Origin of the sequence: Kitasatospora sp. NBC_01300 (assembly GCF_041435235.1) — a bacterium.
Classification (GTDB): Bacteria; Actinomycetota; Actinomycetes; order Streptomycetales; family Streptomycetaceae; genus Kitasatospora.
Window position 1 is genome coordinate 3716943 of sequence record NZ_CP108408.1, and the last position, 20852, is coordinate 3737794.

At 70.7% G+C, this 20852-nt stretch carries 21 protein-coding genes; 5 read left to right on the plus strand and 16 right to left on the minus strand.

What is annotated here, in order from left to right:
* Positions 1 to 40 precede the first annotated feature (40 nt).
* From OG556_RS16505 to OG556_RS16515, 3 genes are all read right to left on the minus strand, one after another.
* A complete protein-coding gene (locus OG556_RS16505) occupies positions 41 to 1078 on the minus strand; it encodes a hypothetical protein (protein WP_371517704.1) in 1038 nt (345 codons plus the stop codon).
* 77 nt (positions 1079 to 1155) lie between these two features.
* Positions 1156 to 2181 (minus strand): hypothetical protein, encoded by a 1026-nt coding sequence (locus tag OG556_RS16510; protein WP_371517705.1) that lies wholly within the window; start codon positions 2179 to 2181, stop codon positions 1156 to 1158.
* Between the two features lie 90 nt (positions 2182 to 2271).
* The gene (locus OG556_RS16515) at positions 2272 to 3183 is read right to left on the minus strand and encodes an Eco29kI family restriction endonuclease (RefSeq protein ID WP_371517706.1); all 912 of its coding nucleotides are present in this window, start codon (positions 3181 to 3183) and stop codon (positions 2272 to 2274) included.
* 111 nt (positions 3184 to 3294) lie between these two features.
* On the opposite strand from OG556_RS16515, the gene OG556_RS16520 reads away from it, so the two are divergent.
* Positions 3295 to 3474: a hypothetical protein gene (locus OG556_RS16520; RefSeq protein ID WP_371517707.1), complete on the plus strand. Its 180-nt coding sequence runs from the start codon at positions 3295 to 3297 to the stop codon at positions 3472 to 3474.
* A gap of 16 nt (positions 3475 to 3490) precedes the next feature.
* Here the strand turns inward: OG556_RS16520 and OG556_RS16525 are convergent, their stop codons facing one another.
* From OG556_RS16525 to OG556_RS16555, 7 genes are all read right to left on the minus strand, one after another.
* The gene (locus OG556_RS16525) at positions 3491 to 3730 is read right to left on the minus strand and encodes a hypothetical protein (RefSeq protein WP_371517708.1); all 240 of its coding nucleotides are present in this window, start codon (positions 3728 to 3730) and stop codon (positions 3491 to 3493) included.
* A 60-nt stretch (positions 3731 to 3790) separates the two neighbouring features.
* On the minus strand, positions 3791 to 5845 hold the full coding sequence (locus OG556_RS16530) for a phage portal protein (protein ID WP_371517709.1): 2055 nt from the start codon (positions 5843 to 5845) through the stop codon (positions 3791 to 3793).
* A gap of 8 nt (positions 5846 to 5853) precedes the next feature.
* Positions 5854 to 6072, minus strand: coding sequence for a hypothetical protein (locus OG556_RS16535; protein ID WP_371517710.1), 219 nt, complete (start codon positions 6070 to 6072; stop codon positions 5854 to 5856).
* A 26-nt stretch (positions 6073 to 6098) separates the two neighbouring features.
* Positions 6099 to 6467, minus strand: a complete 369-nt coding sequence (locus OG556_RS16540) for a hypothetical protein (RefSeq protein WP_371517711.1) — start codon at positions 6465 to 6467, stop codon at positions 6099 to 6101.
* 174 nt (positions 6468 to 6641) lie between these two features.
* A complete protein-coding gene (locus tag OG556_RS16545; RefSeq protein ID WP_371517712.1) occupies positions 6642 to 7202 on the minus strand; it encodes an NAD(P)-binding domain-containing protein in 561 nt (186 codons plus the stop codon).
* 203 nt (positions 7203 to 7405) lie between these two features.
* Positions 7406 to 9256 carry a helix-turn-helix domain-containing protein gene (locus tag OG556_RS16550; RefSeq protein WP_371517713.1) on the minus strand — a complete coding sequence of 617 codons (1851 nt, stop codon included), beginning with the start codon at positions 9254 to 9256 and terminating at the stop codon, positions 7406 to 7408.
* A 200-nt stretch (positions 9257 to 9456) separates the two neighbouring features.
* Positions 9457 to 11166 (minus strand): DEAD/DEAH box helicase family protein, encoded by a 1710-nt coding sequence (locus tag OG556_RS16555; RefSeq protein ID WP_371517714.1) that lies wholly within the window; start codon positions 11164 to 11166, stop codon positions 9457 to 9459.
* A 184-nt stretch (positions 11167 to 11350) separates the two neighbouring features.
* On the opposite strand from OG556_RS16555, the gene OG556_RS16560 reads away from it, so the two are divergent.
* Positions 11351 to 11833 carry a hypothetical protein gene (locus OG556_RS16560; RefSeq protein ID WP_371517715.1) on the plus strand — a complete coding sequence of 161 codons (483 nt, stop codon included), beginning with the start codon at positions 11351 to 11353 and terminating at the stop codon, positions 11831 to 11833.
* Here OG556_RS16560 and OG556_RS16565 read toward each other — a convergent pair.
* The 4 genes from OG556_RS16565 to OG556_RS16580 all read right to left on the minus strand — a co-directional run bounded on the left by OG556_RS16565 (position 11827) and on the right by OG556_RS16580 (position 14808).
* Entirely contained in the window at positions 11827 to 13023 is a 1197-nt protein-coding gene (locus OG556_RS16565; RefSeq protein WP_371517716.1) for a hypothetical protein, read from the minus strand. The two genes, OG556_RS16560 and OG556_RS16565, sit on opposite strands and share 7 nt — an antisense overlap.
* Before the next feature lie 67 nt (positions 13024 to 13090).
* Positions 13091 to 13369: a hypothetical protein gene (locus OG556_RS16570; RefSeq protein WP_371517717.1), complete on the minus strand. Its 279-nt coding sequence runs from the start codon at positions 13367 to 13369 to the stop codon at positions 13091 to 13093.
* Positions 13366 to 14508 (minus strand): hypothetical protein, encoded by a 1143-nt coding sequence (locus tag OG556_RS16575; RefSeq protein WP_371517718.1) that lies wholly within the window; start codon positions 14506 to 14508, stop codon positions 13366 to 13368. Before OG556_RS16575 ends, OG556_RS16570 begins: the two co-directional genes overlap by 4 nt.
* Before the next feature lie 75 nt (positions 14509 to 14583).
* The gene (locus tag OG556_RS16580; protein ID WP_371517719.1) at positions 14584 to 14808 is read right to left on the minus strand and encodes a helix-turn-helix domain-containing protein; all 225 of its coding nucleotides are present in this window, start codon (positions 14806 to 14808) and stop codon (positions 14584 to 14586) included.
* A 419-nt stretch (positions 14809 to 15227) separates the two neighbouring features.
* Between OG556_RS16580 and xerC the strand changes: the two genes are divergently transcribed.
* Positions 15228 to 17237: a tyrosine recombinase XerC gene (gene xerC, locus OG556_RS16585; RefSeq protein ID WP_371517720.1), complete on the plus strand. Its 2010-nt coding sequence runs from the start codon at positions 15228 to 15230 to the stop codon at positions 17235 to 17237.
* A 320-nt stretch (positions 17238 to 17557) separates the two neighbouring features.
* Positions 17558 to 18814 (plus strand): NucA/NucB deoxyribonuclease domain-containing protein, encoded by a 1257-nt coding sequence (locus tag OG556_RS16590; protein ID WP_371517721.1) that lies wholly within the window; start codon positions 17558 to 17560, stop codon positions 18812 to 18814.
* Between the two features lie 5 nt (positions 18815 to 18819).
* Here OG556_RS16590 and OG556_RS16595 read toward each other — a convergent pair whose 3' ends face one another.
* Positions 18820 to 19299, minus strand: coding sequence for a hypothetical protein (locus OG556_RS16595; protein ID WP_371517722.1), 480 nt, complete (start codon positions 19297 to 19299; stop codon positions 18820 to 18822).
* Positions 19300 to 19367: 68 nt separating this feature from the next.
* Positions 19368 to 19952 carry a GIY-YIG nuclease family protein gene (locus OG556_RS16600; RefSeq protein WP_371517723.1) on the minus strand — a complete coding sequence of 195 codons (585 nt, stop codon included), beginning with the start codon at positions 19950 to 19952 and terminating at the stop codon, positions 19368 to 19370.
* Between the two features lie 159 nt (positions 19953 to 20111).
* On the opposite strand from OG556_RS16600, the gene OG556_RS16605 reads away from it, so the two are divergent.
* A complete protein-coding gene (locus OG556_RS16605) occupies positions 20112 to 20711 on the plus strand; it encodes a hypothetical protein (protein WP_371517724.1) in 600 nt (199 codons plus the stop codon).
* Positions 20712 to 20852 lie beyond the last annotated feature (141 nt).

A 20852-nucleotide genomic window follows, 5' to 3' on the forward strand; every position in this document is an offset into this window, starting at 1 on the left:
TGGCGGTCACGGTAGGCGGACGGCGTGCTTGGGTCTCGTTCTACCCGTCGTACCAGTTGTCGTCGTCGGTCTCGGCGTAGACCTGCTGGACGTGCCAGTCTCCGGGGCCGGCGAGGATGACGACCTCGGACTCGTCCAGGCAGCCGATGCCGGTCCCGGGCACAGCGAGGATGCGGGTGACCGGCACGTCGCCGCTGATCGTGTAGCCGACGTCGACCTCGCCGCCGCGCGTGGCGAAGTCGGCGGCGACGTGCTCTTCGGTGGTGAAGGACGACAGCGGGCGCAGAGGCAGGTCGATGCCCGTGCCCTGACCGTCGATCCCGCTGACGTGGGTGTCGTCGTAGACGCCGGTGAAGCCGCGGTGGACGGTGATGTGGGTGACGCCGAGGTCGGCGAAGTGCGCCTGGGTGGTCTCCCACATGGCGGTGAGGAAGGCGTGCAGCACGGGGCCGTCTTCGGCAAGAGCGTGGGTGGTTTCAGTCTCGAGGTTGGCGTCGCCATGGTCCCAGGCCATGGTGTCGGCGAGGGTGAAGGCCTGGCGGGCGGTCTCCTGGAGGGCGAGGGCGTCCGCACTGTGGTCGTTGGAGGTCGCCGCCCACCCGGCGACGTGGTGGGAGACGGCCTCGGCGCGCGCGAAGTCCCGGTATTCCTCGGCGCTCATCCTCACGTAGCCCCAGGGCTCGCGGCGGGCGCCGCTGTCGAGGTCGGCTTGCTCGACGTAGTCGGCGTAGCCGTTGGCCCCGGACTCCGGCCGGTACGCGGCGAGGTGCCCGTCTCGGACCCGGGCGAGGCGTCCGCGCTGCTCCTCGGACAGCAGCATCTCGTCCGTGGCGTCCATCTTCTTGGCAAGCGAGTCGCACATGGCGGCCTTGACCTTGCCGGGGGACCGGTGGCGGCTGCCGAGCAGGTCCGCCTGGCTGACCGAGTGGTCGTCCGCGAGTGTGCCGGGCAGACCGACTCGACCGGCTCCAGGGTGGTGGGCGAACCGGCCGCGGCCGTCACGCGCGTGCCGAGCCTCGTCCCAGAGCCTGTTCTTACGGCGCAGCCGCAGGGTGACGGTGGGGAGCTGGACGTGCACCGCGCCGCCTTCTGCCGGGATCGGGTCGCGGCAGCGTGCCACCGGGCCCGGGGCGGTGTCGCGCCGAGCAGCGCGGGTTACTCGGCGGTCCGCCAGTGCCAGGTCCCGGGGCCGGCCAGGATCACGACCTCCGACTCGTCCAGGCAGCCGAGGCCTGTGACTGGTGTGGCGATCACCCTGCCCGCGGGCACGATCGCGCTCATGACGATGCCGGGCCCCTCGGCGACGGCGAAGTCGTGGGCGGTGTCGGGGTCGAGGGCGAACGCGGAGAGCGGGCGCAGGAGCGGGTCGGAGAGGGTGCTGCCATCGGCCGCCCATCCTGCGGGTGGCCGACCGTCGGGGGTGGCCACACCCCGCCACACGGTCAGGGAGCCGAGGTCCGCCTCGGCCAGGTGGTTCTGGGTGCGGTCCCACATCGCCGCCAGCATCGCCGCGTACCCGGTTCCGAAGGCGGCTCGATGGTCGGCGGTCTCCCGCACGAGCTGGTCGGTGCTGGGCCAGTCCGCGGCCGGGTGCAGCCCGAAGGCGTCTCGCGCGGTCTCTTGGACGGAGAGGGCCCGGGAGTCTTCGTCGTTGGACGTCATCGCCCAGGTGGCGACCATCTGGTTGACGGCGTCGTGCCGCAAGAGGTCGCGTGCCCGGTCCGCGTCGACGTGCGTCCAGGACGCGTCCGCCGGGGACTCGCTGGGCCAGACGGAGTTGGCGATCCCGGTCGCCGGGTCCTCGTACGCGTGCACCTCCCCCGAGCGCACACGGTCGAGCCAGACCCGGTCGTGTTCCAACAGCAGCGTCTCGTCCGGCATGTCCCGCAGGTCGCGGGTAATCCCGTCCACCACGTTGGCCTTGTACGCCTTGGCGACGCGTTCGCTCTGCCCGTCACGGAAGACCAAGCCGTGCTGCTCCTCATCGAAGTGAGGTTCGGAACGCGGTGCCCGGGACGGCCGACCTGCGGCCGCCCGAATCCGCTCCAGCAGCGAGTCCAGCCCCGTGCCGGGGCCGTGCGCGAACCGGCCTCGGCCGTCCCGAGGGTGCAGGTCCTCGCGGAACGGATAGTTCTTCCAGCGCAGCCGCAGGCGCACTTCACGAACTGCGAGGCGGGGCACTCGGACTCCTGGTGATCGTCCTCAGGTCGAACCAGCACCATCGCAGGAGAGCCGCCTAGCGTCTCGGCGCGGTCATCGCCGAACGCCCACTCAACGGAGCCAAGCGGCAAAGTGCTGGCGAACCTCTTCCTCAAGCTCAGTGGGACTTCGCTTCGGTTCCAGCCCGGCGGCCCAGGAATCGGGGCCGGCGTGCAACTCGTGCCACTTCGGCCGAGGGATTCGCCGGAGGCGTCCCGGGTTACGGAGAGCGAAGCCATCGAGTGTGGTGTTCCACAACGGCTTGAACTCCGTTGTCAGAGCGTCGACTACTGGAGGGATGAAGAGGTCATCGATGAAGAGCACTTGGACCATGAAGTCCGCCGGGTCAAGGTCGCGGCTCTGGAAGAGAGTACGGCGGTGTTCCTCAAGTCGATGGCTCACGGTCGGGCGAGGTAGCTGTGCCCTCGATGACGTCGGCGAACTCTGAACGCCGCCCACGTACAGCGGAAACCCGCTTCCGGCGATGGGCATGTAGAGACGGTGAGCTCCGATGTAGTAGATGCCGTAGATGCCTGCGTCACGTGCCCAGAATGAGGCGTCTTCGATGTCGTAGGGCATAGCCGAACGGAACCTGTCAACGACGCTGCGCACTAGGTTCTCGGGTCGGAGCGGGTCGAAGCTGAGTTCGCGTAGACGCGGGTCCGCCGACGGCCGGGCAACCTCCCACGTCGGTTGGACCAGCCTCCTATGAGCCACGGCCTTCTCGAGCCGCGGCTGCTGCGCCTCCTCGTTCCGAGCGATCGCCAGGAGGTTGTACAGCGGGGCCGGGTCCGCATCCAACGTGTCCGCGATCGTCTCGATGGTCCGATCAGACGGGGGTGGGCTCTCCGGGCTGAACGCCGCCGAGACGGTCGTCCGGGACAGGTTTCCCCGGATGGCCAGCTCTTTCTTAGTCAATCCTGACTGATCGAGCAGGCGGCCGAGGGTATCGCTCAACTGCTGCCGACCGCTCTGGTCGCCCACGGGGCTCACTCCTCGACTCTCAGGTGTACAGTTGTGTTCAATCCGGCGGATTGAACATGCGCTGAACGCTGGCGCGCTTCACACTCTCCCAATTCTCCAGGAAGGGCGGCCATGCGGGCCCTCGTGTTCGTGACCATCGCTCTGGCGAGCCTCGTCGTTGCTCTCAGCAGCGGCCTGCTCCGCTACTGGCGCACCCGTTCCGTGCCCGAAGCAGTGGAGCGCGGCGCTGCCGCCGCTGGCGCCACACTCGCTCTCGGCGCGGCCTACCTGGCCGTCGTCTGGGTGAAGTAGCGGGCAGAGAAGCGGGCTACTGCACATCTTCAGCGGGCAACGACTCCGCCTCTTGCCGTAGGCCGGCTGGCGCGGCCTTACCGAAGGGCTGGGTCAAGATCCGGCGTGCAGCCTCCTGCCTGGAGACGCGGAGCACCTGGGCGAGCCCGTCGAGTGTGGTGACGGGCTCGCCGTTCGGGTAACGGATGTCCCAGCGCCGGCTGCGCAGCCAGTCCTCGTTGAGCTGCTGGCGGTCGCTGGGCGTTCCGGTGGTCATGCTTCATCCTCACACGGGGGTACGGCGGGGTGGTCGCGGTCCGTCTGCCAGGTGATGCGATCAGCGCTCGAGCCGCCAGGCAAGGCGGCAGCGGCAGTTGGCGGACTGTCCGGGTGGCGCGGTGGTGTCGCCGGGGTGGCGCAGCGGGTCGTCGCCGATGGTGAAGGGCTGGTCGTAGGGCTGGGTCTGGCCGTCGGCCTCGTCGTGGTCGGGCCGGGTCCGGCCGTCGTCGTGGGCGACCCAGCGGCGGACGAGACCAGTGCGGGAGCTGGCGGCGGCCTGGTCTCGGGCGCTCTCGATAGTGGCGGTGGCGAGGTGGCCAGCCGTGATGCTCGCCCAGTTCGCGAGGGCGCGGCCCCAGTCGCGGGTGGCCTCGGCGATGCCCGCCAGGCTCTTGCCCTCCCGGTCGGCGCTGGCCGCGTCGTCGGCGAGGGCCCGCGCTTGCCCGGCGAGCCATGTGGTGAGCAGCGGGGCGAGCGCGGGCCAGACGGCGACGGTGGAGGTGTTGGTCGCGCCGAGGGCGGTGTGCAGCTCGGTCGCCGCCGTGGTGGCGGCCTGCTCGATGAGGGGCTGGAGGGCCTGGGCGGCCTCCTGCTGCCAGGTGGCGACGTCGATCACCTGGTCGACGGGCAGGTCCTTGGCGCCGGTGCGGGCGGTGGTGTCGCCACGGTGGTCCCAGTGCCGGGTGCCCTTGCGGTACCGGGGGGAGTTGAGCCGGGCGATAGTCCGCTCGGTCCAGCGGGTGGCGAGTGCCTGGAGAGCGTCGTCCAGCCGGCCTCGGAGAGAGTCGGCCGCGGTCTCGTCCAGGACGAGGTCGGCGGCTGGCGTGAGGGTCTTGGCCGCAGGTGGTGCTGGGGGCGGTGTCGTGGTGTTCAGGTCCGGGGCGTCGGCGGCGCGGGCGGGCAGGGCCGTGCGGCCGGAGGCCAGCCACAGGGCTCGGGTGGCAGGGGTGTCGTCGATCTCGTCGGCGTACCCGGCGAGTTCAGCGTAGGAGCGGACTGAGCGGACGCCGGCGGCGACTTCTTCGCGGGCTTCGGACAGGCGCTTGGTGCGGGGTTCGCGCAGCACGTCCACGTCGGAGGTGTCGAAGTAGACCTCGTTGTCGTCGTCGGCGTCGTCCTGGAAGGCCGCGGCGATCAGCCGCAGGTGCGGCGGCATGGTGATCTCCCAGAACGTGGTCTTCTCCGCGCGGGCGTTGTCGAAGGTGCGACCGGAGGCGTTCCCGAGTTGGGACTCGGGGACGCCGAACGCTGCGAGCAGTTCGACCTTGGAGATGGCGGCGACAGTCTCGTAGGCCATGTCCCGGGGTGTGACGGAGGTGTCGGTGACGGTGACGTTGCCGCCGCTCAGCACCGTCCAGGCGCCGGCGGCGGACGGGCCGGTGCCGAATTTGGATCGCAGCAGGCGTAGTTCGTCGTCCTCCATGTCGCCGTCGATGCCGATGACGCCTCCGGGCCTGGCGTCGTTGTTGACGAACGACAGGTTGTAGTGGCGGGTGAAGAAGTCGAGGTCGGCGCTGAGGCCGGCGGCCTCCAGCGGGGTGATGCCGCTGTACGGGTCGAGCGGGTGGGGGTTGCGGATCCACCTCACCTGATCGACGTCGAGGCGGCGCAGCTCGCCGGTGATCGTGACGGTCTCGAAGTGGGAGATCAGGTCCCTGCCGGTGGAGGGCACGGGTCGGGTCCGGCCGGGTGGCAGCAGGTCGATGCGCAGCAGGTCGCCTCCGCGCGAGAACGTCGGCTCGAGGAACACCCCGCGCTTGGAGAGCAGCAGTTGCATGCTGACCCGTTTCTTGAACACCCATGCGCCTTCTGCCGGGTTGGCCCTGACGTTCATCGCCCGGTAAAGCGGATGGACGTCATGGGGTGGCAGGGGCTCGTCGGAGGTGCCGCTTCGCCGGCGGACCCGCAGGGGCCGGTCCGCGGCGTGGTTGGAGATGGTGTCGACCGCCTTGTAGATCCACACCGCGCGTTCCATGCCGTCACGCACGGCCCGTTCCACGGACCACGGGCGGGCCCGGTGCACGCCGGCGGGCGCCCAGTTGAAGGCGTAGTCCGGTGCGGACTTGGTGGCCGGTGCGGGGCGGCGCAGGGTGGGGAACCAGCGGCGGGGCATCCGTTCTCCTACTGCTCGTTGTGGTGACCGAGGACGGCGGCGACCGAGAGTGCGAGGAGGCTGGTGCAGCCGAGGCCGAGGCGCGGGTCGGTGGCGTAGGCGGCCGCGTTGAGGCCGATGGTGCCGAGTGCGAGCAGGACGACGGCGACGACGTCACGCACCCGGCGTACGGTCAGGTGCGCGACGTCGTCGGTCAGATGGGGCTGGTGCCTGCTGGGTATGGTCACGGCAGGCAGGCTAGGCACTTCGATGCCTAGCGTCCCGGCGGCTGCTCCCGCTTCCGGTTGCCCGCGTCCCCAGGGTCCGGCTTGCGGAAGTTCTCGGCCGCGGCGACTTGGTGGCGGTTCTCGGGCGAGGGACGGCGCTTGCGGGTACCGATGGGCCCTCCGTGGAGCATCGGGTCGGAGGCGGCGCAGGGCTGATCGCAGACCTCGTCGTAGGGCCTGCGGCAGAGGGTGCAGATCACGTCTGCGCTCTGGATCTTCGTCGTGGCCGGGACGCGGTAGATGCCGCGTCGGCGCGCGTAGGCGGCGCCCTGCGTGTCCACAGGGACGTACGCGGCGATCACCCACTCGTGAATGGCGGCGTTGGCGTCGTCGGTCGTTGTGCTGTCGGTGGTCAAGGCTGCGCTCCCCTCGCCAGCGGGCGCCCTGTGGGTGGGTGCCGGTGGCAGCAGCGGTTGTTCGTCGTCCTGTTCTGCACGGGCCCGTGGCGCTGGTGGTCCCGTCTCGTTCGTCCGGTGCGGCGTGGTGGCCGCGCGCGTGGCCTTCGGGCGATACCCGAAGGGGCACTGTGGTCAGTGCTGGTCCGCTGATCTGGCGTCTTCCAGCATGGAGGCCTCGATGTCCCAGCCCTGCATGCCGAGGACGGCCAGGGGGGCGGTCTCGGCGCCGGTGTGAATCACCGCTCCGATGGCTTCCAGGATGGAGTCGCAGGCGGCGCGGGCGCAGCGGTCGCCGGCTTCGGGACCGATGACGACCAGGTGTCCGTCCGCGCCGAGGAGCGGGGTGTGCTGGTAGGCGATGGCGTGCCTGCGGGCGAGGTCTTCAAGTTCACGGCTGACGTTGTCGGTTGCCGGAGCGAGGTTGAGCCACCAGGCTCCGGGCTCCAGGGCGTCGAGTGCACCGGCGGCCGGGTGGGTCAGCACCTCGCGGAGTTCGTCGATGTCCTGGATCAAGGTGAGGAGCGCGTGGGCCCCGGTAGCGGCTTCTCGGGGCGTCGGGTGGGTGGTGGGTCGACGGCAGGCGGTGTCGGTGTCCGTGGCCCCCCAGGCGCGGACGGAGTAGTTCGCGGCAGCAAGTCTGCCGGCGGTCTGATTTGCTCGGGAGTTCGCCCCCAGTACGGCAAGAGTTCGCAAGTGTCCCCTCCATTTTGCGAGTTACAGATTGGGGGATTCCCCCTTGATCGACCGTAGGTGGTGTGCGCTCTGTTGGAAATCTGCTCAATGCACAAGCCAGGTATCACCGTTGCACATCAGACACAGTGAGCGCTGACTCGATGACTGTCTGTGCCGTGTCCGTCTCGGGCGGGCTCGCTCGGCGGCGCGGGCGCCCTCGGGCCCTAGTGGACGGGCAGCGGCAGCCGGATGCCGAACTGTACGGCGATCGCCAGAACGACGTCGTGTGCGTCGGCGGCGAGCAGGTCCCGCTGGAGCAGGCTCGTGGCCGTGCGCAGGCGCTTGCGGACGGTCTGCGCGTGGACGCCGAGAGCCTGTGCCGCGCGCGAGGTGTCCCCGTTGGAGAGCACCCACTCCTTGAGGGTGCATCGCAGTTCTTCCGAGAGCGGGTACAGGAACGTCCGTACCCAGACCCCGACCTCCGGGCTGGCCAGGTAGGTCTGGAGGTCGGCGGGTCCGACATGCGACGCTTCACCGCAGCTCTCGTCCATGAGCACGGCCTCCAGCGCGAGTGCGGTCACAGCACGGTCGCGGATGCTGTCGAGATCGACACCGAGGATGCCGGCCGCGGCGCGCACCCTGTTCGTGATGGTGTTGCGGTGGGCGCCGGTGAGTTCGGCTGCCGCCCGCACGGAGGACTGCAGGGTGAGGGTGAGAGCCTGGATGAGCACGTCCCTGTCCGCCGTCGCGCGCTGCCCGAGGAGGGGGCGCAGTACGGCGGTGGCCCAGCCCGGGTAGAGCCCGTTGAGCAGTTCCGGCAGGTTCGCCTGCTCGGTGTAGAGCGCTGCCCTGCCGCGGCCGAGCCGGGCGTTGGCGAGCGCCCGCAGGGCAGCCCGGTAGGACTGGGCGGTCTCGGCGATATGACGGACCGGGCTGCCGCCGAGGTAGCAATCGGGGTGGCGGGCGACCAGGACGCGCAGCTTCTCGCCCACGCCGTCCCAGGTATCGCCGCTGGCGCTGGGCTGCGGGACGACGAGGATCAGGTGCGAGTCGTAGACCGGGCACCTGACGACGAGCGCGGCACCGGCGGCCGCTCGCCAGCACTCCTCGCGAAGGCGGTCGCGCTCCTGCGCGCGGCCCTCCAGGAGGTAGACGCGCGCATGGTCCTGATCGAGGAGGCCGGGGTAGAGGCTGGCCGCGGTACGCCGGGCTTTGAAGATCTCGCCGCCCATCAGGAGCTGGAGGACGGCGACGTGCAGCGCGGACACGGTGGCCTGCTGGCCGTGGATGGCCGACTCGGCATCGGCCACGCTGAGGTGGAGCGCGAGCAGGTCGGCGGTACGGCTGATCACCTGGGTGAGCGTGCGGTCGAAGGGCGATTCCCGGCTGACGGCGAGGACGGCTCGGGGCTTGGTGGTCCCGACGGCGACGAGGCGGATCTCGTCGCCGCCGCTCTCGAGAACGGCCGACTCAAGAGCGCCGGCCGCGACCTCCTCGACTTTGTCGGCGACGGTGGTGAGCTTGTGGGCGGCGTGCTGCGGCGCGGTGGCGACCAGTGCTCCGTCAGAGCCGACGAGTGCGACGCGGGCTGCGTGCTCCGTGGCGAGCCAGCGCACGATCCTGGCCAGGTGGAGGGCGTCCGGGGAGGGCCGGAGGTGTCCGAGCAGCTGGTCGCGCCAGATGATCGCCCGACGCAGATCGTGCAGCCGCGCGCGCGTCACGGCCTCGGCGATGTCGGTCCAGGATGTGCGGCTGGGCAGGGTGAGGAGCGGGACGCGCAGGCGCTCCATGGAGTGCGCCAGCTCGGGTGGGATGGAGCCGGCGGCAGAGACGACGGCGAGGGCCGCGATGCCTGCGCGGGCGGCACGGGCGGCGAGCTGGTCGAAGGACGTGTCAGCCCACTCGTCCAGGTTCGCCACGGCGAGGGTTTCGGTCAGGCTGCCAGGCCAGACGCGGTCGCCAGGGTGGAAGGGCGAGACGGACTTGATCACGCGGGCCAGGGCGCTCGGGGCGGTACCTGGGAATTCCCTGAGCCCGAATTCGCGCATCCCGGTGAGATGCTCCAGCGCTGGCATTCTTCCCCCTCAGCATGGCGACACGGATCGCGCTCATGCCAAGGAATCAGGACCCCCCTGCTTGGCATGACTGATTCGCCCCAGTAGATACGCCATCCAAACCCTCGCTCATCTCCCCTGTCAACATGAATACTTGAGATATGCATGGCGCGCATATTGCCTTGCGCATTCACGCACGCAAGGAATTTTCTGACTTTCCATCAGACGATCATGCGGACGCGGCGGCGGCCGGTCTGCGGCTCGTAGGGCGCCAGCAGGACGGCCTCGGCACGGTCCGGCGAGCGAACCCCGCGCCGCTGCATCGAGCGCTTGGATTCGATGACGGTGCGCCCGCTGGAGTCGGTCGACATCTTGGGCGCGGACAACTGGGCCTGGGTACGGCGGTCGATGCGCAGCCGTATCGATCCCTGGCCGTGGGGAGACAGCAGCGCCCTCATCGCCAGCCACATCTCGTCCCGCTTGCTGGAGGGGCGCAGCGTCGCGGCCTCGTCGTCGCGGCCGGTGCCCTCGCTGGCGATCACCGTGACGATCTCCCCGCGGTGGAGGCCTTCGCGCCGCCAGGCCTCCAGCAGGCCGGCCACGCCCCAACCGACGCCGACACCGTCGATCTTGACGCGCACCGACGTGGTGCTGCCGATCGCGTCGGCGAGCCGTTGGGCGGCCTCGATCTCACGCAGGACGACCCCGGCGACGACCACCGGGTCGGCGTTCTCCTGGCCGGCGGCGGCGTGGCGCAGCTCTACGAGGTCGCCGACGGATCGGGCGATCGCGAACTCGTCGCCGCCGCCAGCCGCCACGTCCACCCCGAGTCGCACCCACGCGCCACGCTTGACCCGGTGGAGGCTGGTCTCGCCGTCGAGGCCGAGGGCGTTGAGGGGCGTGAAGTCCGGGCCGTCCGGCTCCGGGGTGTCGCTGGCACGCTCTACCCAGGAGGAGGGGATGGCTCGGGCCTGGCCGCCCCGGGGGAAGCGGGCGTGCACCTTCGCCGCGACGAACGGGCTGTCGTCCCCGTGATCGCGGATGGTGTCTTCAACCCATTGGGGGTCCACGAGGTGGGTGGCGAGCAGGTGGGCGGGGCCCTGGGGCGGGCAGGCGCGGCAGCGCCGGGTCCGCTCGCCGGACAGCAGTGGTGTGTCGTAGACGCTGATCGGCAGGACATGCACGCCAGGGTCGGCGCACGTCTGCTCGAACCAGGAGCCCTCGTCGTCGGTCGAGGGGTTGCCGATCAGCAGGGCGCGGGTGTGTTCGCCGGTGAGGGCGCCGCGCATGGCAGCGCCGATGATCCGGCCGATACCACCGGCCTCGTCCACGATGAACATCAGGCGGGGTGCGTGGATGCCCTGGACGGCGGACTCGTCGTGGTCGGGGGCGGAGAAGCCGTAGGCGACCACGACGTCCGTGCCGTGGTGGTCGGGCATCTTCCACTGAGTGACACCGACTTCGCCTGGCAGTCCCGTGCGGGCAACGATCTGGCGGATGTGGGGCCACATCTGGCGCTGCACCTGGCGGGCGCGGGTGGCGGTGGTGACGGTCAAGGCGGTGCCCGGGGGGTGGACGACAGAGGACCAGACGGCGGCCCGGGCGGCGATGTGGGTCTTGCCGGAGCCGAAGCACGAGGGGACGGCGACCCGACGGTGGTCGACGAGGGCTTCGAGGATGTCCCGCTGGCGGCTCCACTGGGACTCGCCGAGGACGTCTTCAACGAATCCGACCGGGTCGTCGGCCCACAGGGCGTAGGGGGTGCCGGCCTCCGCGTTGGCCGCTGCGAGGACCTGCGCCCAGTCGGCGGCGTCGAGGGTTCCGTAGAAGCGCCGGCGGACGGCGGGGGTCGAGGCGGCGAGGTCGGCGTACAGGCGACGGCCGAGCCTGCCGGGACGGGTCGCAGGAACCGCGGGCAGTGGCGTGGTCACGGTCTCCTCCTCGTCGTGTCGATCGGCAGGCCACGGTGCCGGGCCTGCGGTCAGGTGTCGCGCCGAGGGGTCCGCGAGATATTTACCTCGATCTTTTTTATAGACCTGAGTCAACTTCTCTGCGAGGCTGGTACCGCCAGCCGGGGATCGCGAACCCCCGGCCCCAGCCTCAAGGAGACCAACCATGGCCCTGACCACCCGAATCACCGCCCGGCACGCGGCAGTCGCCTTCGCCCTCACCACCGCTTTCACCACCGGCATGGTCATCAGCACCCGCCCCGCCGCTGCCCCGGCCAACCCGGCAGCCGTGACCATCAGCCCCGCCCCGGCGCAGCCGATGCCCGCCACCGCCCCGTCGGCCCCCACCACGGCCCCGCAGGCCGCCCTCTCCCCGGCAGCCACCTGCCCCGCCCCCGCCGATGCCCCCAGCCCGGCGACCGTCACCCTGCCCGAGACGCCCGCCACGATCACCGTCACCGCCCCGGCCGTGACGATCACCGAGCCCGCCCCGACCGTCACCGTGACGATCACGGCCACGCAGATCGTGACCGTCCCGACGGTCACGGCCCCCGCCCCGTCCCCGACCGCCACCACCCTGCTCCCGACGCTGGCCCCCTCCCCCTCCCCGACCCCGACCGCTCCCCGCACCCCTCAGCCAACTCACTGACCTGAGACCGGGGCTCCTCCGCCCGAGGAGCCCCGGCCCGGCAGGGACAGCACCCAGCCGCCTCCCGTCTTCGTCGCGACCACCCCGAGCTGGCGGCGAGCCCGCTGCACCGTTCGCGGGGCGAGCCCGACGGCGGCCGCCGCCGCCAGCACGTCCCGGGCCGGCGCCGGGCCGGCCGCCAGCATGCTGCCCAGGAGCCTGTAGGCACTGGTGCTCGCCGGACGCCGCCGTGGCAGGTCCGCGCCGGTCATCGCCTCATCGCGGCCGCGCGCGAAGCGGCTACTCCACACCACCGGCCGGGTCCGGCCCGCCTGGTGGAACTGCAGGCCGCCCATGACCGTCCAGCCGCTGCTGAACACCGGCACCAGCGCCATCGCCCCGTCCGCTCCGTGAACAGCCATGTGCACCGCGGTCGTGAGCGAGGACCGCGAAGCCTCCTGCGCCCGGCGCGAGGACGACCAACCCGCACGCTTCGAGGCGTCCCGCACCGCCAGGACCGCCGTGTCGACGCGCTGCGCCAGTTCCGCCAGCATCCGCAACGCCCTCTCGACGGGTACCCGGTACGGGCAGATCGTCATGAGGTCCAGCACCACCAGCTCGGGGCGCCGCTCACACAGGAACCGCTCCACCTGGTCGGCGTCGGCGGGCAGGCGCAGCCCTCGCTGCCCACCGCGCCCGCCCAGGACGGCAGCCACCTCGACCCGTTCGCCGCCCGGCCCGCAGGCCTCCAACAGCTCCGCCACCTGCCCGGCGGTCTGCGGCGATGCGAGCACCAGCACGGTGCGCGCCGCCTGGGGCTGTTGCCCGTCCGGCAGGACCGCCGCCGTCGCCGCCCGCACCGCGACGTCCAAGGCCACCGCCATGGTGCTCACGCCGTCCTCCCCGTCGATCAGGCTCACGCCCGCCGACGGCACGTACCCGGGCCAGATCCAGCCGGGGCCGTCCTCGAACGCCGGCGGTGCGACCACCACGTACTCCGGGCCCAGCCGCAGCGCCGCCGAGATGTCCTGCGTCTCGCATCCGTCGGCAAGGCAGTCCAGTTCCACACGGCCGTCCCCGGCGGCGAGCACCAGCAGGGAGCCCTGCCGGTCGTCGTGAGCCGGGCACCGCGCCAGCCAGCCGCCCTCGGTCGGCCGGACGTTCCCCCATCGGCGCAGCGCTGCCAGCACCGTCTCGTACTCCTGCGCCACGCGCCTGTTCCTCCATCGCTCTGATCTCAACTTGCCTGCCGCTACTGGCTTGTTCAGCCCCCCACCATCAAGACTCGCGAGGAAGCGAAGGGTTGTACTCCAGGTTCCGCGCGATGCACGTGGCCGCATGCGGCAGGTGCAGCCGCTCGTACGACAGCAGCGGCAGCTCTGCGGTAGGCCGGCGCGAGCGGATGGTGCCGGTGCCGTCCCGGTAGACCGCGGTGTTGCCAAGCGTGCAGGGGTTCACGTCCACGGCCAGCCGCGCGCCAGCGGCAGTGATCGTCCAGTGCACCGCCGTACCGCACCGGCGGCACCGGGCGAGGCCTCGCTGCGGCAGCACGCTCATGCCTCTCCGGCCTGCGGGTCGGAGCCGACGAGTAGTGCCGCCACCTTCCGCCAGCCGAACAGGGCGACGGCGCGGGCCTGGCCGTGGTCGGCGATCGCCTCCAGAACTTCCAGCGGGCCGGGAGCGGCCGCACGGCCTCCGGGAAGCGCGGCCATCAGCGGCCGCTGTCCCGGCATCGGTGCCGCGCCTGCGGGCCGGCCTCCGCCACCGGGCGGTTCGGGGAGCAGCGTCAACGGCCTGTCGGCAGGCCCGGGTTCCTGGTCGCGGGCGATCTCGTTCTCGATCGAGGCCAGCCGGTCCGCCACGCTCACCTGCGCCGCGTAGGCCGCTCCTCGCCGTGCCGCGCTGCGGCGGCCGCGCCCGGCAGGGCGGCCGGACGCCCCGAGTCCGGGCTGCTGCCTCTGCTCGCGCACCCACTTGCGCCACATCGCCTGCCAGTCGGCGCCGAGAGTGGCGCGGCCCTGGTGCCAGTCCGTGAACGCCGCCGTCACAGCCGCCAATCCGGTCGGGCCGCCGAGGCGGTCCAGGTGGCCGTCGCCCGCCGCCCACGCGAGCGCCGCAGCGTCCGGCCAGAAGCCATCGGGCAAGGGGTGCCGGCGTGCCGGCCCCCACCCACCCGCACCTTCCCCACCCACACCAGCCCCCTCCCTGCGGGAGGGGCGGGGAGGGGCCGGGCGCGTACGAGGATGCCGGACGTCCCTCGGGGACGCGGGTGGCTGACCTGCGTAGTCCTCGCCTGACGGGCCACAGTTTGGTCCCGGATCGTCGGCGGAATCGTCGCCGCTGGGCGGCGGGTTGCGCTGCTGGCGCTTCTTCTCGGCCGCGCGCCGGCGCCGCTCCTGGACCTGGCCCCGGCTGGGGTTGGCGTCCAGGTAGCCGTGCATCACGTAGTCACCGCGCCGGGGCTGAGGGCAGTGTGCGCACGCGTGCCCGGCCTCGTGCCACAGTCCGGAGGCGAGCAGCTTGGCGATCTGGGTGGTGGTGCCGTTCTTCGCCGCGACCGCTCCGGGGATCACCCCGTCGGTCAGGTGGGCGCTCGCGTAGGCGCCGCAGCGCACCCACAACCCGGTGGCCGCGTTGCCCGCGGCGAGGATCTTGGGGTGGTCGTCCGTACTGTCGCCGACGGCGAACCAGGGCATGCCGGTGATCTCCTACCAAGGTGGGGTGCCGGGTCCGCAGGCCGGCACGGCGGTTGAGGGGCGGGACGGCGACGCTCAGGCAGCCGTGTCCGCGACCTGGGCGTCGAGGCCCAGGAGGACACGCATTTTCGCGGTCGGCACGAGGAGGCGGCGGCCGACCGTGATCGTCGGGATGTCGCCGCGCCGGGCCGCGTTGTAGCTGGCGGCACGCTCAAGGCCGAGAAGTCGGCCGGCCTCGGGCACGGTCATCGTCGGCTGGACCTGCGGATCGGGAAGGGCGGGAGCGGAGCTTGTCGTCATGGCCGCACCTTGACCTGAACCGAGGTCTACCGTCCCGCCGTCCACGACCGGTGCGGGCCGTCCCAGTGGGTGCCACACCCGGCTGCGCCAGTACACCGAGGACCATATTCGTGCAGGTCAGACCAAATGCAGGCCATGAATGGCGCCCTTGCCGCAAGCTTTCGCCCCTCGCGGGCACGTCGCGTGCGACCGCGCGCCGGCGTTCCTTCGTCCGCCCTTGTCCACGCCCGTCCAGGGCGACAGGCCTGCGGCTGGCCCCGTCCAGGCTCGGCGCGACCCAACCGTGTCACGGGCCGTATGGTCACGGCCAACTCCCCACGGCCACACCGATCTGTGCCCTGACCGGCACGGACTTGGTGACTGTGGGCGTGCCCTGACCGCCGCCCCAACCAGCGGGGCCTGAAGGCCGATTGAGAGAGATGAGCGAGCGCGAGAAGAACGACAGTCCCGGCTCGGTGTACCGCCGCTGCACCTGCCGTGAGCCCGTCCTGGACGAGAACAGGCAGCCAGTGCTGGACGCCGGGGGCAAGCCCAAGATGCGCGAACTCGGCTCCCGCTGCCCGAAACTGAAAGGCAAGAAGGCCCACGGCACCTGGTGGTACTACCTCAGGCTGAAGCCCGGCCCCGACGGCAAACCCAACCGGGACCGCAAGGGCGGCTACGCGGACAAGGACGCCGCCCTGGCCGACCTGAAGAAGGCCATCGCCAAAATCGACCGCGGCGAGGTGATCGACCACCGCACCACCGTCGCCCAGTACCTGACGAAGTGGCTGGGGCAGCGCAAGACCCTGGAGCCGACCACCGCCAGCTCCTACGAGAGCCACCTGCGGATCTACCTGATCCCCGCGCTCGGCCACATCAAGCTGGAGGATCTGACCGCCGAGCCGATCACCGACATGTTCGACGCGATCCAGGCCCGCAACGTCGTCATCGCCTACGAGCTGGCGCTGATCGCCAAGGCCCGCACCGAGCATGCCGAGTGGAAGAAGCTCTACGGTCGCAAGCCCGGGCGGCCGAAGAGGAACGCCCCGCCTCCACCCGTCCCGGCTCCGGAGATACCCACGCGCAAGCCGCACGCCCAGATGCGCATCGTCTCCCCGGCGACCATGCAGCGCATCCGCGCCACCCTGCGCTCCGCCCTCACGGCAGCGGTCAAGAAGGGCCAGGTCAGCCGTAACTGGGCGAGCTTGATCGACCTGCCCTCCGGCAAACGGCCGAAGGCCCTACTGTGGACGCCGGAACGCGTGGAGGCGTGGAAGCGCACCGGCGAGAAGCCGTCGAAGGTGATGGTGTGGACCCCGGAGCAGGCCGGCCAGTTCCTCGACGGCATCGAGAACGACTGGCTGCGGGCGTTCTGGCACCTGGCGATCTTCCGAGGGCTGCGCCGTGGCGAGGGCGCCGGCTTCGCCTGGCCGAAGGCCAACCTCGAGACGGCGGTCATCACCGTCGACTGGCAGGTGGTGACCGTCGACGGCAAGCCCCTCGAGAAGAAGCCGAAGGCCGACAGCGAACGCACGCTCGCCCTCGACAGCCACACCCTCCAAGAGGTGCGAGACCACCGCGACCGGATGGCCGAGGCCTGCAGCGACGCGGCCGAAGCCGGACGGCCATGGCCGACGACCGACAAGGTGTTCGTCCGCGAGGACGGCTCCGAGATCCACCCGGACTACCTCACCGACCGGTTCGAACGACTGTGCACCAAGCTGGGCCTGCCGCCCGTACGCCTGCACGACCTACGCCACCTCGCGGCCACGCTACTCCTCGGCGCGGGCGCCGACCTCAAGGTCGTGCAGGAGGTACTCGGCCACGCCACGTACGTGCTGACCGCCGACACCTACACCTCCGTCCTGCCCTCCCTCGACCGCGAGAACGCCGAGAAAGCCGCCGCGCTCGTCCCGATGAAGTCCCGCAAGACCACCAGCGCCCCACTCGTGCACCTGCTGGTCCTCGACGGCATCGAGGTCGCCATGACCAACGCCGAGGACGCCCAGGCCATCGTGGACCTGTGGAACGACCTCCTGGCGCACGGCTACGCCAGGGTGAACGACCTGCCCGTCGCGATACCGAGCAAGCGCACCCGCTGGTCCGGCCGAGGCCGGCTGTGGGAAAGGCAGCCCCGCCACGAGCACGTGTACTCCACCGTGGCGAGCCTCGACCGTCGTTCCGGTAAGCACATCTACGAGCTGCCGCTCACCGGCCAACCGTGCTTCGAGTTCGAACACGACCTCTTCACCGACCAAGCCGCCGTCACCACCGTGGAGCTCCGACACGGCCTGCGCGGACCCGTCGAGGTCGTAGCCCGTGGCACAGACGAGGCGGCCGTGAAGGGCGCGTTCGCACAAGCCCTGGAGCAGGCCACGCAGCTCCACACCGCTAACTACTCCGAGGCCGACGATGACGATGCCCCGGGCGGGATCGTCGCGGCATAGCGGCCCTGGGGCAGACCCGTGGGGCCGGAGTGTTCTGCTCCGGCCCCCGGTTGCCTGCTGCGCCCCCACCGCGCCAACCACACGGCGGCGGTGCCGCTCCACATGGCCGGAACCGTCCGCGCGCCCTATCAGGGCCGCCGCAGGCTGGACCCGCCGTACTACTGCCAAGCCTGGGCGACAGCCTCAACCTGGTCACCCGGACACAAGGGCCGCTCTGGGCTAGCTTCTGCGAACGCCAACAATTCGCTGGAACGTTCGATAACGTCGGTTGTCCCCGACGCTTCGTCGGATGTTCCGCAACCGCTCTCGGAGGCGCCCGTATGCGCATTCTCCTGTCCAGATCCGGAACGCTTCGACTCCTCACCAGCGTGATCGCCTCGGCCGCGCTGCTCATGACCAGCACACAGGCCGTCCAGGCCACACCGGTCAGGGACACCTACACCATCCAGATGGCGGACGCCGCCCATCCGATGCCGATCGGTACCCACGTGGGCACGCGGGAGGAGGCCGCCAGCGCGGTGGCAGCCGCGGCGCAGCCGAGCACGGCTGCCGTTTCTCCGACGGCCCCGCCCTCTGCGGCCTTGGCGGCCGCGATCGACGCGCCGACTCTGGCCGACTGTCGCTCCCTGTTCCCGACCGGCCCGGCCAACGCCACCACGACCCGATTCGGCTCATGCTTCGTCGCGACGTGCGGGTTCTACACGATCGTCGACGGTGCGGTGGCCGGGTTGACGAAGTACCGGTGCACGGTGGCCGGGCAGGCGAAGCGGTCGGGCAGCCGTACGGTGACCGCACAGGTCGGGTTCGACAACTTCTCGTTCGAGGGCGTCACGGCGCCGTCGGCCCTTGTCGTCGGGTGGACCAGCACCGGGAGCGGCAATCCGGCGTGCCTGATCCAGGAGAACGGGATCAGCCCGACCTCCAGCCAGCAGTGGCAGGACGGCCAGACGATGAGTGTCACGGCCTACGACAACGCGGACGTGCTGACGGACGTGGAGAAGACCTCGCGCTGCAATCTCCAGGTGCAGGCACACTCGGACATCCCGACGTGGGGAGCGATCACCAACGTGAATGTCCGACTGGATCAGGCGCCGTACCTGAACAGGAACGCGGGCTCCGTGTTCACGGACCACGTCAACGTGATGGACCGGTATGCGATCTCGGGCAGCGCCGGCACCGTGGCCCGGCACATCCTGTGGGCCCAGGAGAACTGGGTATGGACACGGCCGCAGAAAACCGACGGCGACAAGGTGATCCCGGGCAGCATCCACTCAGCGATCCCGCTGACCCGCCTCGCCCCAGGCGCCGGGGCAGCGCAGCAGGACCGGTACAACCGGAACCGGTCGGTCGTGGGGGCGATGTGCACGCAGTACTTCGGGCAGCTCGCGGACGACCTCCAGTGTGACGAGTACCCCTTCGCGTCGACGTGGGAAGGCGCGGCCAAGGATGACAACAACTACTCGATCATGCCGGTGAACAAGACGGACAACCTCAGCGCCGGCGGGACACTGTCGGCCTGGTACGCGAATGAGCGAATCCTCGACAAGGACCCGTTCTTCGTGGACATCGCCGACTAGCCCGGTCACGCCGGCCAGAGCCGGACGTCGTAGAGGTCGACCTCTGCGCCGTCCGGCTCTGTCGTCTGGGCGGTCCACAGGCCGCACATCCAGGTGCCGGGGTCGGGCGCGGGGAACTCGATGATCGGGCCGTGGGTGGGGGTCTCCACGAAGAGGTTGCGTCCGGCGGTGGTGCGGATCGGCTCGGTGCCTCGGTGTGTCCATGCCGGGCCGGGGCCGTCCTGCGGGCCCGCGCAGCGGGCGAAGGAGAACAGGCACCGCGGCTTCCAGTAGCTCAGGCCGGGGGCGGCGAGGAGGTTGTCGGCGCCCGGGGTGAGCCGGTTGTTCCGGGGGATCGTCACTGGCCGGTCGTAACCGTCGTCGCGCGGGGCCCAGATGGTGAAGTGCTGGTAGTCAACCGGGCCAGGGCAACAGACGATGAGGTCAACGTCCTGGGGGAGCTCGAAGTGCAGCAGGTCCGTCGGGTCGCCGTTCCAGATCGTCATTCGGCGATCGTAGGGACTGTGGACGGGATGCCCGGGGCGATGACCGAAGTTGACCGCGGGCGCCCGAGCTACGACACGCTCTGAACACGACCGTACAGGCGTTCCCCAGTCGGGAGCCCCACCGAGCGAGGTGTGAGCCGAATCCGCTGCTGATCCGCGACGCTGCGCGCTTCGCCGTAGTCGAGGCCATAGAAGCACTCACCCTTGCTCTCGCCCGAGTGCCGGCGTCGAAGCTCTCTGAGCACCCCTTGCTCCCAGGGGTGCGCGTCGGCAACTGGCTCCGACGTCCAGGCGTCGAGCAGGACTTTCCCGTCACGCTCCGCCTTGGCACGGTGCTGGCGCAGCCGAACCGAGAAGTCGGCGGTTCGCCCGACCTTCACGAAGGAACTCGTCGCGCCGGCGAACGACAACACGTAGAGCTGCCCCCTGCCCGGAATCCGGGGCCGTTCAGCGGCGGGCCCTAGCCTCCACAACGCCAGCCACTCCACCAACCGCACCAGATCGACTACTTCATCGGACTCGCGGTCCACTCCATCGGCGCGGAGCTTCTCCAACAGCACCGCGCGGGCCTGCTCCTCAAAGGGGTGACCCGACAACACCTCGGGATCGATCTCGTACTCCACGAGCCGGGCTGCGTACTGCGACTCGGACAACGGTGCCATCCCAAAAGCATTCCACAACTAGCCACGCTCATATTACCGTTCACGAATTTCCACTCGGGCTGCTCGCCGTCGGCGAGCAGCCCGAGCTGCTTCCGCGCAACACCGAACCACGGACCTGACTGATCGCCAGGACCGACCCGAAAGGACACCATGAACAGCGACACCACCATCCGGCGCCTCGCGCTCCTCGGCACGCTTCTCGCCGTCTACGGCGAGCTTCATCCACTCGCCGACCAGTGGGCGCAGGCCAGCCGAGATGCCTACGGCAAGCGCCTCCACGGCAGCCACCCCGTGCACCGGGACGGCACGCCGGTGACCCCTGAGAACCCGACCCTCCCCGGGGAACGCACTCTGCGCGCCTCCGCCCATGGGCGGCGTTGTGCTGCCCGGCACGTCCTGGCCTACAGCGCCGTACAGGCGGCCGGAACGATCGCCGTCACCCGAGCATGCGGCTACCGACTGACGGCCGGCCCCTTGCTGGTCGGAACCGCGGTCAACGGCCTCACCCACGCCTTGATCGATCGCGGGCCGGTCCTGGCCGCTCTCGCCCGGCGCTTCGGCAAGAGCAGCTACATCGAAGGGTGCGCGGCCGTCCGGCTGGACGAGAACGGCGCGGTCACGACCTCGCTGTACGGGCCCGGGACGGCCTGGCACGAACTCGACCAGGCGCTCCACCGAGCGATCGCCGTGGCGGCAGCGGCCACCACGGCCTGGCTGGCGGTACGGCCCGGCCATTGCTCAGGGCAGTGATCCGGCGGGAAGGCCGGGGCGCCGGCATCGGGGGCGCACACGAAGGGTGAGGATTCGGTCCGAGCTTGGAGGCTACTGGACCCCCACGGACGTGGGTGGGAAGGGGCCCGGAGGGGGCACTTCGGGGGCTCTATCCCCGCT

What these genes read in the sequence shown, in the direction of transcription:
- OG556_RS16590 (WP_371517721.1), top strand. Translation starts at nt 17,558, where the DNA reads ATGCGCATTCTCCTGTCCAGATCCGGAACGCTTCGACTCCTCACCAGC.
- OG556_RS16605 (WP_371517724.1), top strand. Translation starts at nt 20,112, where the DNA reads ATGAACAGCGACACCACCATCCGGCGCCTCGCGCTCCTCGGCACGCTT.
- OG556_RS16530 (WP_371517709.1), bottom strand. Translation starts at nt 5,845, where the DNA reads ATGCCCCGCCGCTGGTTCCCCACCCTGCGCCGCCCCGCACCGGCCACC.
- OG556_RS16595 (WP_371517722.1), bottom strand. Translation starts at nt 19,299, where the DNA reads ATGACGATCTGGAACGGCGACCCGACGGACCTGCTGCACTTCGAGCTC.
- OG556_RS16560 (WP_371517715.1), top strand. Translation starts at nt 11,351, where the DNA reads ATGGCCCTGACCACCCGAATCACCGCCCGGCACGCGGCAGTCGCCTTC.
- OG556_RS16570 (WP_371517717.1), bottom strand. Translation starts at nt 13,369, where the DNA reads ATGAGCGTGCTGCCGCAGCGAGGCCTCGCCCGGTGCCGCCGGTGCGGT.
- OG556_RS16525 (WP_371517708.1), bottom strand. Translation starts at nt 3,730, where the DNA reads ATGACCACCGGAACGCCCAGCGACCGCCAGCAGCTCAACGAGGACTGG.
- OG556_RS16580 (WP_371517719.1), bottom strand. Translation starts at nt 14,808, where the DNA reads ATGACGACAAGCTCCGCTCCCGCCCTTCCCGATCCGCAGGTCCAGCCG.
- OG556_RS16520 (WP_371517707.1), top strand. Translation starts at nt 3,295, where the DNA reads ATGCGGGCCCTCGTGTTCGTGACCATCGCTCTGGCGAGCCTCGTCGTT.
- OG556_RS16575 (WP_371517718.1), bottom strand. Translation starts at nt 14,508, where the DNA reads ATGCCCTGGTTCGCCGTCGGCGACAGTACGGACGACCACCCCAAGATC.
- OG556_RS16550 (WP_371517713.1), bottom strand. Translation starts at nt 9,256, where the DNA reads ATGCCAGCGCTGGAGCATCTCACCGGGATGCGCGAATTCGGGCTCAGG.
- xerC (WP_371517720.1), top strand. Translation starts at nt 15,228, where the DNA reads ATGAGCGAGCGCGAGAAGAACGACAGTCCCGGCTCGGTGTACCGCCGC.